The sequence below is a fragment of the Pseudonocardia sp. McavD-2-B genome, from assembly GCF_024124365.1.
Lineage (GTDB): Bacteria > Actinomycetota > Actinomycetes > Mycobacteriales > Pseudonocardiaceae > Pseudonocardia > Pseudonocardia alni.
The window spans coordinates 1-13,834 of sequence record NZ_JAMXSG010000154.1; the positions used below are offsets into that span (position 1 = coordinate 1).

General features: G+C 73.4%; 13 protein-coding genes and 1 riboswitch. Of the genes, 2 read left to right on the forward strand and 11 right to left on the reverse strand.

Going from position 1 to position 13,834, the window contains the following annotated elements; genetic code table 11:
- Both NH602_RS19285 and NH602_RS19290 read right to left on the reverse strand, forming a co-directional pair.
- Nucleotides 1–184 (reverse strand): hypothetical protein (locus tag NH602_RS19285; RefSeq protein ID WP_253068531.1); only part of this gene is annotated, 184 nt, incomplete at its 3' end.
- Nucleotides 181–813: a hypothetical protein gene (locus tag NH602_RS19290; protein WP_073577015.1), complete on the reverse strand. Its 633-nt coding sequence runs from the start codon at nucleotides 811–813 to the stop codon at nucleotides 181–183. The genes NH602_RS19285 and NH602_RS19290, both read right to left, overlap by 4 nt.
- Nucleotides 814–954: 141 nt before the next feature.
- Here NH602_RS19290 and NH602_RS19295 point away from each other — a divergent pair, with 141 nt between their 5' ends.
- The gene (locus NH602_RS19295) at nucleotides 955–1,221 is read left to right on the forward strand and encodes a hypothetical protein (protein ID WP_253068532.1); all 267 of its coding nucleotides are present in this window, start codon (nucleotides 955–957) and stop codon (nucleotides 1,219–1,221) included.
- 3 nt (nucleotides 1,222–1,224) lie between these two features.
- On the opposite strand, the gene NH602_RS19300 is transcribed toward NH602_RS19295, so the two are convergent.
- The 7 genes from NH602_RS19300 to NH602_RS19330 all read right to left on the reverse strand — a co-directional run bounded on the left by NH602_RS19300 (nucleotide 1,225) and on the right by NH602_RS19330 (nucleotide 10,964).
- A complete protein-coding gene (locus NH602_RS19300; RefSeq protein ID WP_073577017.1) occupies nucleotides 1,225–2,292 on the reverse strand; it encodes an alpha/beta fold hydrolase in 1,068 nt (355 codons plus the stop codon).
- 95 nt (nucleotides 2,293–2,387) lie between these two features.
- Nucleotides 2,388–6,089: a cobaltochelatase subunit CobN gene (cobN, locus tag NH602_RS19305; RefSeq protein WP_253068533.1), complete on the reverse strand. Its 3,702-nt coding sequence runs from the start codon at nucleotides 6,087–6,089 to the stop codon at nucleotides 2,388–2,390.
- Nucleotides 6,090–6,179: 90 nt separating this feature from the next.
- Nucleotides 6,180–6,253, reverse strand: a riboswitch (cobalamin riboswitch).
- A 55-nt stretch (nucleotides 6,254–6,308) separates the two neighbouring features.
- Nucleotides 6,309–6,914, reverse strand: a complete 606-nt coding sequence (locus NH602_RS19310) for a hypothetical protein (RefSeq protein WP_253068534.1) — start codon at nucleotides 6,912–6,914, stop codon at nucleotides 6,309–6,311.
- A 29-nt stretch (nucleotides 6,915–6,943) separates the two neighbouring features.
- Entirely contained in the window at nucleotides 6,944–8,272 is a 1,329-nt protein-coding gene (locus NH602_RS19315) for an MFS transporter (RefSeq protein ID WP_253068535.1), read from the reverse strand.
- A 39-nt stretch (nucleotides 8,273–8,311) separates the two neighbouring features.
- Complete coding sequence (locus NH602_RS19320; protein ID WP_100880349.1) at nucleotides 8,312–8,842, reverse strand: 3-isopropylmalate dehydratase; 531 nt, start codon at nucleotides 8,840–8,842, stop codon at nucleotides 8,312–8,314.
- Complete coding sequence (locus tag NH602_RS19325) at nucleotides 8,839–10,107, reverse strand: aconitase family protein (RefSeq protein ID WP_253068536.1); 1,269 nt, start codon at nucleotides 10,105–10,107, stop codon at nucleotides 8,839–8,841. Before NH602_RS19325 ends, NH602_RS19320 begins: the two co-directional genes overlap by 4 nt.
- Before the next feature lie 2 nt (nucleotides 10,108–10,109).
- A complete protein-coding gene (locus NH602_RS19330; RefSeq protein ID WP_253068537.1) occupies nucleotides 10,110–10,964 on the reverse strand; it encodes an isocitrate lyase/phosphoenolpyruvate mutase family protein in 855 nt (284 codons plus the stop codon).
- Between the two features lie 129 nt (nucleotides 10,965–11,093).
- On the opposite strand from NH602_RS19330, the gene NH602_RS19335 reads away from it, so the two are divergent.
- Nucleotides 11,094–11,891 carry an IclR family transcriptional regulator gene (locus NH602_RS19335; RefSeq protein WP_253068538.1) on the forward strand — a complete coding sequence of 266 codons (798 nt, stop codon included), beginning with the start codon at nucleotides 11,094–11,096 and terminating at the stop codon, nucleotides 11,889–11,891.
- Nucleotides 11,892–11,903: 12 nt separating this feature from the next.
- Here NH602_RS19335 and NH602_RS19340 read toward each other — a convergent pair whose 3' ends face one another.
- Together NH602_RS19340 and NH602_RS19345 are read right to left on the reverse strand one after the other, a co-directional pair.
- On the reverse strand, nucleotides 11,904–12,959 hold the full coding sequence (locus tag NH602_RS19340) for an ABC transporter ATP-binding protein (RefSeq protein ID WP_253068539.1): 1,056 nt from the start codon (nucleotides 12,957–12,959) through the stop codon (nucleotides 11,904–11,906).
- A partial coding sequence (locus NH602_RS19345) for a nitrilase-related carbon-nitrogen hydrolase (RefSeq protein ID WP_253068540.1) occupies nucleotides 12,947–13,834 on the reverse strand: 888 nt, incomplete at its 5' end. The genes NH602_RS19345 and NH602_RS19340, both read right to left, overlap by 13 nt.

The window sequence follows — 13,834 nt, forward strand, 5'->3', positions numbered from 1 at the left end:
CCAGCGGCGGGGCGTCCGGGTCACCGTGGCGCCGGCCCGGGACGCCCGCGTCCTGCTCGGCGGTGCCCGCCGCCTCGCGGCGCTCCCAGCCGGCGTCACGCTCGTCCTCGCTGCGGCCGGTGAACGCGTCCTTGATCGAGTCGGCCAGTCGGGCCGCCTTGCTGCTGCCCTGGTGCTCGCTCATGCCGTGGTCTCCCGTCGGGTGTCCTGGTCCGGTCCGCCCTGGCGGTGGCGGCCGTCGTTCTCGGGACGGCCACCGGAACCGGTGCCGTCACCGTCGTCGAGCAGCGCGTCGATCAGTGCGCGGTAGCTCGTCACCGCGTGCCGGAGGTCCTCGGTCCCGGCTCGCCCGGCGGAGTGCTCACGGGAGATGGCCCGTGCCTCGCGGTAGCGCTGCGTGACGACCGGGTAGGCGACGGACAGGTCCTCCTCGCGGCGGTCGACGTCCTCGGCGGGGTACCCGCGGGCCGCCATGACGTCGGCGACGAGCGCGTCGGCGTCGTGCACCGCCCGCGACGGATCGTCGACGAACCCCTCCTGCACCTGCTGCCACCGGCGGCGGTAGCCGTCGCGCTCCTGCGGGTCGAGGGATCGCAAGGTCAGCGCGTCGTGGCGCTTGCGGCGCTGCGCGAGCTCCTTCTCCGCGTCGCGGGGGTCGTCCGCGTCGCGCACGGTGCGCTCGTACTCGGGTCCGAACTGGTCGCGGAGCTCGGCGGAGCGACGACGGCGCAGCATCGTCGCGGCGACCACGGCGAGTACGGCGACGACGATCACCACCACGGCGACGACGATGATCGTTGTGATGTCGGTCATAACGCGGTGTACCCGACTGCGCGAGCCGGAAACACGGAGCGTGGTTGTTGATCACGGCAGGTGGTCACTGAATCGACTTGACCTGCACCGGGGTTCAGGGCGGGGCTGCTGCCGGGTCGGCTCGCCGTCGGGTTCCGGGGCGTGTCGGGGCTCGGGATGGGTGGGGCGTTCTCCGCGATCGCCTACCTGACCCTCGCCCACTCCGACGCCCACGACGTCGGCCCGCACTCCTCGGCGGCCCAGCTCCTCGACCAGCCGGCGACGGCGGCGCTCGTCGGCCTGGGCGGCGCGCTGCTGGTGGCGCCGGCGCCACCGGCCGTCGCGCTGCCGGTGCTGCCGGTCGTGGTCGCGGTGCCCGCGCTCGCCGGTGCGCCGACCGCGTCGCGGACGCGGGTACCGGGGCGCTGAGCCTCAGATCCCGGACGGGCGGGCGAGCAGCTCGGCCACGGCGGCGTCGATGAAGGCCGTGTCGACCGGGTTCTTCCCGCCGCCCGCGAAGTGGCCCCACACCCCGGGGATCACCCGCAGCTCGGTGCCGGCCCGCATGTGCGACACCGCCCAGGCCTCGTCCTCGGGCGGGAAGTACAGGTCCTTCTCCGCGGGCATGACGATCGCCGTCGCCCGGATCGAGGCCAGCGCCTCCTCGGTCGACCCGGCGCCCGGGGTCGCGCCGACGTCGCCGTGCCACCAGGTGTCGAGCATGGTCAGCAGGTTGTTCGGGTCCCGACCGTCGAGGAAGAAGCCCTCCCAGAAGTCGACGACGAAGTCCTCGAGCGAGGTGTTGCCCAGCCGGCGCCACTCCTCGTCCCGGTAGAACGCCTGGGAGAAGCCCCAGCCGGCGTAGATCCGGGCGAACGCGCGCAGCCCCTGCGCCGGCGGGACCGTGTAGCGGCCGCCGTCGAACCCGACCGCGGCCTGGAGCGCGGCACGCAGCGAGTCGAGGAACACCTGGTTGTGCGGCGCGGTCCGCGGCGATCCGCAGAACGGCAGGATGCGCTGCACCATCTCGGGGTGGCTGACCGCCCACTGGTAGGTCTGGCCCGCACCCATCGACCACCCGAGCACCAGCGGCAGCGTGCTGATCCCGAAGCGTTCGGTGACGAGCCTGTACTGGGCCTCGACGTTGTCGCGCACCCGGATCGGTGGGAACGACGGGCCGTCGTGCGGCACCGGGGCGTTCGACGGCGACGTGGACAGCCCGTTGCCCAGCATGTTCGGCACGATGACGAACCAGCGGTCCGGGTCGAGCGCCATCCCCTCACCGATCAGCCACTCGTTGTCCCAGTGCCGCCCGGAGTACCAGGTCGGGTAGACGATCGCGTTGTCCTTCGCCGCGTTCAGCTCGCCGTAGGTGCGGTAGGCGATCCGGGCCGGGCGCAGCGTCCGCCCGCAGTCGAGCGTGAGGTCGTCGATCTCGAAGACCTCGTAGGGCTCGTCGCGGCCGTAGCGGGGCCGGGCGGTGGGCTCGGGGTCGGGCACGGGGGTCCTCCGGGGCTCGCGACGGTCGACCGATGATTTCCCAGGAAATATGTTCCTGGGAAATCATCGGTGTCAAGGCCGGAGGGTCCCGCGGCTCAGCCGTCGCCCTCGATGTCGCCCTCGGACTCCAGGTAGGCCTGGCGCAGCGCGTCCAGCGTCGCGGACTCCGGGCTCTCCCAGAGACCACGGTCGACGGCCTCCAGCAGCCGCTCGGCCATGCCGTGCAGCGCCCACGGGTTCGACTCGGCGAGGAACTTCCGGTTGTCCGGGTCCAGCACGTACTCGGCGGTCAGCGTCTCGTACTGCCAGTCCGCGATGACGCCGGTGGTGGCGTCCCAGCCGAACAGGTAGTCGACGGTCGCGGCCATCTCGAACGCGCCCTTGTAGCCGTGCCGCCGCATCGCGGCGATCCAGCGCGGGTTGACCACGCGGGCACGGAAGACCCGGGCGGTCTCCTCGTGCAGGCTGCGGGTACGCACCGCCTCCGGACGGGTCGAGTCCCCGACGTAGGCGGCCGGCGCGGTGCCGGTCAGCGCGCGCACCGTGGCGACCATGCCGCCGTGGTACTGGTAGTAGTCGTCGGAGTCGGCGATGTCGTGCTCGCGGGTGTCGATGTTCTTCGCCGCCACCGCGATCCGCCGGTAGGCGTTCTCCATGTCGTCCCGTGCGGGGACGCCGTCGAGGCCGCGGCCGTAGGCGTAGCCGCCCCAGGTGGAGTAGACCTCGGCGAGGTCGGCGTCGCCGCGCCAGTCACGGGAGTCGACGAGCTGCAGCAGCCCGGCACCGTAGGTGCCCGGCTTGGAGCCGAAGATCCGGGTACGGGCGCGACGGTCGTCGCCGGTGCGCTCGCGGTCGGCCTCGACATGGGCGCGGACGTAGTTCTGCTCCGGGGTCTCGTCGAGCTCGGAGACCAGCTTCACCGCGTCGTCGAGCAGGGCCAGGACGTGCGGGAACGCGTCGCGGAAGAACCCGGAGATCCGAACCGTGACGTCGACGCGCGGGCGGCCGAGCTCCGCGAGGTCGATGACCTCCAGGCTGCGCACGCGACGGCTCGCGTCGTCCCACACCGGGCGGACGCCGAGCAGGGCGAACACCTCGGCGACGTCGTCGCCGGAGGTCCGCATCGCGCTGGTCCCCCACACCGAGAGGCCGACGCTGCGCGGGTACTCGCCGTGGTCGGCCCGGTAGCGCTCGACCAGCGACTCGGCCATCGCCTGCCCGGTCTCCCAGGCCAGCTTCGACGGGACCGCCTTGGGGTCGACGGAGTAGAAGTTCCGCCCGGTCGGGAGCACGTTGACCAGTCCGCGCAGCGGCGAGCCGGACGGGCCGGCCGGGATGAAGCCGCCGTCGAGGGCGTGCAGCACCCGGTCCAGCTCGTGCGCGGTGGCGTCGAGCCGGGGCACGACCTCGTCGGCGGCGAAGCGCAGCACCGCCGTGACCGCGTCCACGTCGACGCCCGGGAGCCCCCCACCGGTGCCCCCAGGGGAACTCTCGTGGCCTAGAGCGCTACGAGAGTTCCCCTGGGGGCCACCGGGGACGGGGGCCAGGTGCTCGGCGACCACCGCGGGGACGGCGGCGGGGTCCCAGGAGCAGGTCTCCATCGCCGAGCACAGGGCACGGGCGACGGTCTCGACGGCGTCGGTGCGGGTGTTCGACTCCGAGCCGTCCTCGACCAGGCCGAGCGCCTGGCGCAGACCCGGCACGGACTGCTCGCCGCCCCACATCTGCCGGGCGCGCAGCACCGCGAGCACCAGGTCGACGCGCTGCTCCCCGGCCGGTGCCTGGGCGAGCACGTGCAGGCCGTCGCGGATCTGGACGTCCTTGATCTCGCAGAGCCAGCCGTCGACATGCATCAGCATGTCGTCGAAGACGTCCTCGTCGGGGCGCTGCTCCAGCCCGAGGTCCTGGTGCATCTGGGCCGCGGTCATCAGCGTCCAGATCTGCTGGCGGATCGCGGGCAGCTTCGCCGGGTCGAGCGCGGAGATGTTCGCGTGTTCGTCGAGCAGCTGCTCCAGCCGGGCGATGTCGCCGTAGGACTCGGCGCGCGCCATCGGCGGGATGAGGTGGTCGACCAGGGTGGCGTGCGCCCGGCGCTTGGCCTGGGTGCCCTCCCCCGGGTCGTTGACGAGGAACGGGTAGACCAGCGGCAGGTCGCCGAGGACGGCGTCGGTGCCGCAGGAGGCCGACATGCCCAGCGTCTTGCCGGGCAGCCACTCCAGGTTGCCGTGCTTGCCGATGTGCACGATCGCGTGCGCGCCGAACCCGCCCTCGGACTCGGGCGCGGCCAGCCAGCGGTAGGCGCCCAGGTAGTGGTGCGACGGCGGCAGGTCCGGGTCGTGGTAGATCGCGACCGGGTTCTCCCCGAACCCGCGGGGCGGCTGCACGATCAGCGTGACGTTGCCGCGGCGCAGTGCCGCGACGACGATGTCGCCGTCCGGGTTCTGCGAGCGGTCGACGTAGTGCTCGCCCGGCGCCTCGCCCCAGTGCTCCTCGACGCCGGACCGGAAGTCCTCGGGCAGCGTGTCGAACCAGCTGCGGTACGTCGCGGCGGAGATCCGGACCGGGTTGCCGGCCAGCTTCTCCTCGGTCAGCCAGTCCGGGTCCTGCCCGCCGGCCTCGATCAGGGCGTGCATGAGCGCGTCGCCGTCGCCGGCCTCGACGCCCGGGAACGCCGCCTCGCCCTCGGTGGCGACCGCGTAGCCCGCCGCGGCCATCGTCCGCAGCAGCGCCACCGTGGACGCCGGGGTGTCCAGCCCGACCGCGTTGCCGATCCGCGCGTGCTTGGTTGGGTACGCCGACAGCATCAGCACGATCTTCTTGTCCGCGTTCGGGACGCGGCGCAGCGTCGCGTGCTTCACCGCGATCCCGGCGACCCGGGCGGCCCGCTCGCCGTCGGGGACGTAGACCGACAGGCCGTCGGCGTCGGTCTCCTTGAACGAGAACGGGACGGTGATCAGCCGGCCGTCGAACTCCGGCACGGCGACCTGGGTCGCGACGTCGAGCGGGGACATCCCGTCGTCGTTGGCCTCCCAGGTGGCGCGGGAGCTGGTCAGGCACAGGCCCTGCAGGATCGGGACGTCGAGCGCGGCCAACTCGGTGACGTCCCACTCCTCGTCCTCGCCGCCGGCCTGCGCGCCTGCGGGCTTGGTGCCGCCCGCGGCGAGCACGGTGACGACCATGGCGTCGGCCTCGCGCAGCCGCTCCAGCAGCGCGGCCGGGGCCTGGCGCAGCGACGCGCACCAGATCGGCAGCGCGCGGGCGCCCGTCGCCGCGATCTGCTCGCAGAGGGCCTCGATGTAGCGGGTGTTCCCGGCCAGGAACTGGGCGCGGTAGAACAGCACCGCCACCGTCGGCCCGTCGACCTCCGTGTCGGGCAGGGACAGCTCGCCCCACTCGGGCAGCTCCACCGGCGGCGCGAACCCCTCGCCGGTGAGCAGCACGGTGTCGGACAGGAACGCGTGCAGCTGCGCCAAGTTGTCCGTGCCGCCCTGCGCGAGGTAGGTGTGGGCCTCCGCCGCGACGCCCGCGGGGACCGAGGACAGCTCCATCATCTCCGCGTCCGGGGCCATCTCCCCGCCCAGGCAGACCAGCGGCGTCGCGCGGGTCCGCAGCAGGTCCAGCCCCTCCTCGAAGTAGCGGTACCCGCCGAGGACGCGGACGACGACGACGTCGGCCGCGTCGGCCATCTCAGCCAGCTCGTCGTGGGTGACCCGGTTCGGGTTCGCGAGGCGGTAGTCCGCGCCCGAGGACCGGGCCGAGAGGAGATCGGTGTCCGAGGTGGACAGCAGCAGGATCACCGGACGGCTCCGGGGGCGGTGTGGGCGCGCGTCATCGACGTACCTTCCTCGGGATCCTCGTCCCGGGTGGGGTGGCGCGGCGAACGGGCGCAGTGTCTGGCTCCCCCTCGCCGGGGCGAGGGGTCACAGTGGCGGGACCGCGCCGGACTCGCACCGGCTTCCTGGGGTTCCGCTCGCCGTCTTCGGTTGTCGTGAGTCACCATCGGTGGCGCCACCGGGTCACGTCAAGGAGCGCTCGACCAGGGTGGTGATCCGCACGTGCGACGGTGTGGCGGGGGCCGAGCCGAAGCCGAACCGGACCGGCGGGACGACCGGGGCCAGCCCGCCGCAGTCGCCGTCGTCCCAGCGGGCCGAGACGGCGAGGACCCGGTGCAGGTCACGGGCCCCGTAGTACTCGCGACGGCCGTTGCCCGCAGTGCCGACGGTCCGCACCCCGGGCATCACCCGGCGGGCGATCGGGTCGATCGCCCGCAGCCACCACGGGTGCACCGCGAGCGGTCCCGGGACCGCGCGGAGCAGCCTGCCGAGCAGCGGGCGGCCGCCGATCCGCCAGCTCACCTCCAGCGGGCCCGCCACGACCCGTCGCCGGTCGTCGTCGACGGTGTGGTTCACCGGGACGACCCGGACCTCGTCGAAGGTGTAGGTGGCCGAGACGAACGTGGCGACCTCCTCGCTCGGGGCGAGCAGGGTGCGGTGCCCGTCGGCGGACTCGGTCATCACGTCGGTGAACGGCCCCAGCGGGGTGTCCGGCCAGTGGCCCACGACGATCCGTCGGCCGGAGGTGGTGCCCAGGCCGGAGATCCAGCCGTCGAAACGATCGGTCACCGGGCCGGGTACCCCCGCCCTCGCCGGTCCTACACCGGCAGCCGGTCCCGGCCGGTCTCCCGCAGCGTCAGCACCGTCGCCACGCCGACCACGGCCACGCCCAGCACCCAGAACGCCGGGGACATGGGGTCGCCGGTGGACTGCACGAGCTGCGCGGCCACGTACGGCGCCGTGCCGCCCGCGAGGATCGTGCCGATGTTGAAGCCCAGCGCGACGCCGGTGTAGCGGACCCGGCGCGGGAACAGCTCGGTGAACTGCGGGAACGCGGGGACCTGGGCCAGGCCGTTCACCGCCATGTAGACGACGTAGACCAGCGTGACCACCACGATGCTCGACGTGGCCCCGAGCAGCGCGAAGGCCGGCCAGGCGATCACCAGGTACAGCGCGTAGGCCGACAGGAGCACCGGCCGTCGTCCGAACCGGTCGGTCAGCATGCCCGCGAGCGGGTAGGTCGTGCAGGCCAGGGCGATGCCGATCGCCGACGCCCAGTAGACCGCCTCCTTGTCGAAGCCCTGGGTCTGGATGAGATAGGTGCTGAAGTACGTCAGGCCGATGTAGCCGGTGCCGTTCATGGCGATCGCGATGCCCACGACCCGCAGCACCGCGCCCGGCCGCTCGCGGACCACGGTGAGCAACGGGCTGCGGACGACCTCACGCTGCTCGGCCATCGCCTCGAACTCGGCGGTGTCCTCGAGCGCGACCCGCACCCAGAGACAGACGGCGGCGAGCGGGACGGCGATCAGGAACGGGATCCGCCAGCCCCAGGCCGCCATCTGCTCGGCGGAGGTGACGGCGGTGACGAGCCCGACGACCGCGGCGGCCACGGAGAAGCCCAGCGTCGACCCGATCGGCGTGAGCGAGCCGTAGAGCCCGCGCCTGCCCGGGGGCGCCGATTCCGCGACGTAGGTGGCGGCCCCGCCGATCTCCCCGCCCGCGGAGAACCCCTGGGCGAGCCGCACCAGCACCAGCAGCACCGGGGCCAGCACCCCGGCGGTCGCGAAGTCCGGGAGCAGGCCGAGCAGCCCGGAGAACACACCCATCGTCACGACCGTGACGACCAGGGCGTGTTTACGGCCGCGCCGATCACCGAGTCGGCCGAAGAACCAGCCGCCGAGCGGACGCATCACGTAGGCCGACCCGAACACGGCCAGAGTCAGGAGGACCGAGACGGCGGGTTCCTCGCTCGGGAAGAACAACGGTCCGAGGGTGACGGCGAGGAAGGCGTAGACGCTGAAGTCGTAGTACTCGATGAGCGTCCCGACGCCGCCGGCGATCGCGGCGCGGCGGGCGGACAGGGTGGAGGTCGGGGCGGGGGTGGCCCCGGTCCCGGTGCCGGGCGGCGAGGTCGTCTCGGACACGTGTGCTCCTGATCGGCGTCGATCGGCGGGGAACGGGTGTTAGGTGCGGGAGTGTTCGGCCAGCAGCAGCTTCAGCGAGCCGCCGGCCTCGACGACCCGGACGACGCGGTCGCTGGGCGGGACGCCGCGCAGGGTGCGGCCGTCGTCGAGGGTCACGGCGGCGGTCCGCCAGTCCAGACGCAGGGCGTCGCCGGTCACGACGGCCCCGGCGATCCCGGGGACGGTGATCAGCGGCATGCCGTTGTGGGTCTCCCCACGCCAGAACCCCGGGGAGAAGGACTCGGCGAGCACCGCGGCCACCCCGAGGTCGCGCAACGCCACCATCGGCGGGTAGTGCGGGTGGCCGTAGCCGAAGTTCCGTCCGCCCACGATCACGTCGCCGGGCCGGACGCGGTCGGCGAACCCGGGGTCGTAGGCCTGCATGACGACGCCGCGCAGGAAGTCCGCGTCGTAGGACTTGATGTTCTCGACGCCGACGACGAGGTCGATGTCGAAGTCGTCGCCGAACACCCAGGCGACCCGGCCGGTGATCACGTCGGGCGGCGGCGGATACTCGCGGGCGGCGCTCACCGGCCGGTCACCTCCGGTGCGGGGACGATCGTCCCGGCCACGGCGCTGGCGGCCACCGTCGAGGCGGAGCCCATGTAGATGTTGGCGCCGGTGCTGCCCATCCGGCCCGAGATGTTCAGCACCCCGGTGGAGATGCAGTTCTCCTCGGGCTGCAGCGGCTTCTGGTAGCCGAAACAGAAGTCGCAGCTGGACCGCGCGATGTGCGCGCCGGCCGCGCGCAGCACGTCGAGCAGCCCCTCCTGCTCGGCCTGCCGGTGCACGGCGTCCGAGGTCGGGACGACGTTCAGCTCCACCCCGGGCGCGACGCTGCGGCCGTCGAGCACCAGCGCGGCCGCGCGGATGTCCTCGATCCGCCCGGACGCGCAGGACCCGATGAACGCCCGTGTCACGGCGGTGCCGTCGAGGTCGGCGGCGTCGCGGGTGTTCGCCGAGCGGGCCGACCCCGGCAGGACGACCTGCGGGACGATCGAGGCGAGGTCGTAGTGGTGGACGGCACGGTAGTCGGCGTCGGGGTCCGGGTGCTGCGGGACGAACCCGTCGCCTGCCACCCGGCGGGCGTACTCGAGCGCGGTGCTGTCCGGCTCGAACACCGCGGAGACCGCCCCGGTGAACATCGCCATCCCGCACAGGCCCTGCCGGTGGTCGATCGCCATCGCCCGCGCCCCGGGCCCGCCGAACTCCATCACCTGGTGCGCGCACCCGTCGGCGCCGTGGTCGCCGATGATGCGGTGCACGAGGTCGCGGCTGTCCACCCCGGGCCGGAACTCCCCCGTCAGCTCGAACCGGGTGCTGGCCGGCACGTCCAGGAAGATCTCGCCGGTGACCCAGGCCTCGAGCAGGTCGCGGCGCACCCCCCAGCCGAGCGCGCCGAACGCGCCGGCGCCGGAGACGTGCCCGTCGAAATGCACCAGGAAGTTGCCGGGCCGGGCGTAGCCGAGCTCGGCCATCACCTGGTGACCGATGCCGCGGGCCTCGTGCAGGGTGATCCCGTAGAAGGCGCACCAGTCACGGGTGACCTGGTGAACCTCCTCCTCACGGGCGTCGCCGCGGGTGAGCATGTGGTCGATGAACACGACGTAGCGCCCGGGGTCGGCCAGCTCACGGATCCCGAAGTCGTCGTGCATCTGTCGGAACATGACGTCGGTGTAGCCCGGGAAGTCGTAGGCGATCATGTGGTCGGGCCGGACCGGGAGGTTCTCCCCGGCCCGCACGTGCTCCACGCCCGCCGCGCGGGCCAGGATCTTCTCCGCCATCGTCGCGCCCATCGTCACACCACCGCCGCGGGCAGGTAGGCGTGCTGCTGGCGCTCGATCTCGTCCATCCCGATCAGGTCGACGAAGTCGTGGTGGGCCAGCCCGTCGGCGCTCACGGCCGCCGGCGCCTCCCCCTCGGCCAGGCGCCGCAGGCAGTGCCGTGCCGCGCCGGTGACGGCCATCAGCACCTGGGTCGGCAGCAGGGCGAGCCTGACGCCGATCTGCTCCATGACCTCGGGGGTGAACTCCCGCTCGGTCCACGCCGACGCGGTCAGGGTCGCGATGAGCGGGACGCCCGCGACCTCCCGGCAGCGGGCCCACTCCTCGACCGTGGAGAACGTCCGGGTGACGGGCATGATCATGTCCGCACCGGCCCGGACGTAGGACTCGGCGCGGCGCAGCGCCTCGTCCCCCTTCGCGTCGGTGCGCGCGATGACGATCATGTCGCCGGCCGCGTCGCGCACCGCCCGGACCTTGCCTTCCGCCTCGGCGAGGTCCACGAGCTCGACCTCGGCTCCCGGGATGAGCGGACACCGCTTCGGTGAGCGCTGGTCCTCCATGAACACCGCGGCCACCCCGGCGTCGGCGAACCGGCGCGCGGTGCGGGCCGCATTGATGGCGTTGCCGTAGCCGGTGTCGATGTCGGCGACCACGGGCAGTCGGCTGGCCTCACGCACGGTACGGACGGCCTGCAGGTTCTCCGACATCGTGTAGAGCTCGGCGTCGGGGTAGCCGAGCGCCGCCGAGATGGCGAAGCCGGACGCGCACAGCGCGGGGAACCCGGCCTGCTCCGCCAGCCGGGCGGTCAGCCCGTCCCAGACCCCCGGGGCCCGGACGAGTCCTGTCGAGATCATCTCGCGCAGATCCACTGAACACCTCTCTGTGTATCGTGATGCGATACGCGTTTCGAGAATGTGCCTCGAGGCGAGTTGTGTCAAGACATGCCGGAGCGGCGGTCACTACCCTGACGCCGGTAGGACGCGACGAATGAGGTGACCGTGGGCGGTGGCGCCCCTGCCGAGGGCCCGGAGACGACGAGTCGGGAGACCGTGGGGTCGGTGCTGCGCGCGTGCCGGCTGCTCGAGCACTTCGGAGCCGACCGGCCGGTGATCACCCTCGCCGAGCTGACCGCGGCGAGCGGACTGAACAAGCCGACCGTGCACCGGCTGATGACCTCGTTCGTCGAGGCGGGGTGGGTGCACCGCGATGCCGTGGGCGCCTACCGGATCCGGATGCCGGTGTTCGCGGTCGGAGCCGCGGCGCTGGCGGAGTTCGATCTGCGCACCGAGGCGCGGCCCGTGCTGGAGGACCTGGCGGCGCGCTTCGGCGACACCGCGTTCCTGATGGTCCCGGCCGACGCCGGAGCGGTCTGCATCGACCGGGTCGAGGGCGGCAAGCCGCTCGTCGTGGCCGGCATCGGGATCGGCACCGTGCTGCCGTTCCATGCCGCGGCGGCGCCGGTGGTCATGGCGGCGTTCGACCCCGCCGTCCGCGAGCGGCTGCTGGCCCACGAGCTGCCCGCGTTCACCGACTCCACCCACACCGACCCGTCCGGGCTGGTCGCCCACCTCGACGAGGTACGGGCCACCGGCGTCGCGATCAGCCGCGACGACTACCTCGGGGGGGTGTCCGCGGTCGCGGCGCCGGTCCTCGGCGTCGACGGCGCACTCGTGGCCACCGTCAGCCTGGGCGGTCGGAGCGAGGACTTCACCGGTGCCGAGGGGGAGCAGCGCGCCGCCGCCGTCGTCGAGGCGGGGCGGGGGCTCAGCACGACGGTCGGCGCCCGCCCGGCCTGAGACCGGGCACTCTCAGTCCAGCCGGCGCCCGCCCGCCCCGAACAGGTGGACGCGTTCCGGGTCCGGCGCGAGGTGCACACCCGCCCCCCGCGCCGGCGGCCTCCGCCCGTCCACCCGGGCGACCATCGGGTGTTCGACGCCGTCGACGCGGGTGCGCCCGTAGACGTAGGCGTCCGCGCCGAGCTCCTCGACCAGGTCGATCTCCAGCGGGATGCCGTCGTCGGCGAGGTGCAGGTCCTCGGGGCGGACCCCGAGGGTGACCGCGTCCCCCGCCCCGCGCGGCACGGCGACGTCGACGCCGCCCAGCCGGAGGCCGTCGGCGGTCACCGGCAGGCTCAGCAGGTTCATCGCCGGCGAGCCGATGAAGCCGGCGACGAAGGCGTTCGCGGGCCGCTGGTAGAGCTCGCCGGGGGCGGCGCACTGCTGCAGCACGCCGTCGCGGAGCACGGCGACCCGGTCCCCCATCGTCATGGCCTCGACCTGGTCGTGGGTGACGTAGACGGTGGTGACGCCGAGCCGGCGCTGCAGCGACGCGATCTGGGTGCGGGTCTGCACCCGCAGCTTGGCGTCGAGGTTGGACAGGGGCTCGTCCATCAGGAAGACCTGCGGCTGGCGGACGATCGCGCGCCCCATCGCGACCCGCTGGCGCTGCCCGCCCGACAGCGCCTTCGGGCGTCGCCCGAGGTACTGCTCGAGATCGAGGATCCGGGCGGCCTCGGCGACCCGGCCGGTGATCTCGGCTTTCGGGACGCCTGCCATCTTGAGCGCGAAGCCCATGTTGTCGGCGACGGTCATGTGCGGGTAGAGCGCATAGTTCTGGAACACCATCGCGATGTCGCGTTCCTTGGGCGCGACACCGGTGACGTCGCGATCGCCGATGCGGATGTGGCCGTCGTCGACGCCCTCGAGCCCCGCGAGCATCCGCAGCGAGGTGGTCTTGCCGCAGCCGGACGGCCCGACCAGGACGAGGAACTCGCCGTCGGCGATCTCGAGGTCGAGTGCGTCCACCGCGGCCCGGGGGGACCCCGGATAGCGGCGGGTCACCGCGTCGTAGGTCACGCCGGCCATGGTGGTGCTCCTTCGGTGTCGGAGTCGGTGTCGGTCTCGCGGTAGAGCTCGGGCCTGCGGTCGTGCAGGACGTGGTTGTGCGGGGTGAGGCGCTTGTCGCGGGCGGCGGCCGGGTCGAGCGTGGCCAGCAGCACGCCGGGCTCCCCCGGCGGCGGACCGCCGGGGCCGGCGAGCAGGTTCCCGTCGGCGTCGGCGATCACCGGCGCGCCGAACCAGGCGACCCCGCGCTCGGTGCCGCAGCGGTCCGCGACCACGATGTGCACCCGGTAGGCCCCGGCGACGGCCCGGACCTTGGCGACTTCCAGCGGGTCCTGCCCGGTGGGGGTCGGGCGCCACGGCCAGTTCACCGGGGCGGCGACGATCTCGGCGCCGCCCTGCGCGACCCGGCGCACCCACTCGGGGAACTCCAGGTCGTAGCAGACCATCGGGGCGATCCGGCCGGCCGCGGTCGCGACCACCGGAGGTGGCGCCTGGCCGGGGGTGAACAGCTCCTTCTCCCGGTCCCAGAGGTGCGCCTTGCGGTAGACCGCGCGGCGCACCCCGTTCTCGACGACGGCGGCGCTGTTGTACACGCGGCCGTCGGCCCCGAGCTCGACGAACCCGGCGACGACGACGCAGCGCAGCTCCGCCGACAGGGCCGCGAAGCGGGCGACGGTGGGACCGTCGGCGGGTTCGGCGGCGGACCGCGCCTCCACGGCGTCGGCGAAGGCGTACCCGCAGACGGTGAGCTCCGGCAGGACGACGAGCCGGGCCCCGCCGGCGACCGCCTCGCGCACCGCGCGCTCGGCGATCGCCGGGTCCGGGGCGTCGATCCGCGCCGGGATCCGGCACGCCGCCGCCGTCACCGCACCGGCGGCACCCGGCACCACCGGTCC

Coding starts and splice junctions, on each gene's coding strand:
- NH602_RS19325 (WP_253068536.1), bottom strand. CDS start 10,107: ATGGGCGCGACGATGGCGGAGAAGATCCTGGCCCGCGCGGCGGGCGTG.
- NH602_RS19290 (WP_073577015.1), bottom strand. CDS start 813: ATGACCGACATCACAACGATCATCGTCGTCGCCGTGGTGGTGATCGTC.
- NH602_RS19340 (WP_253068539.1), bottom strand. CDS start 12,959: ATGGCCGGCGTGACCTACGACGCGGTGACCCGCCGCTATCCGGGGTCC.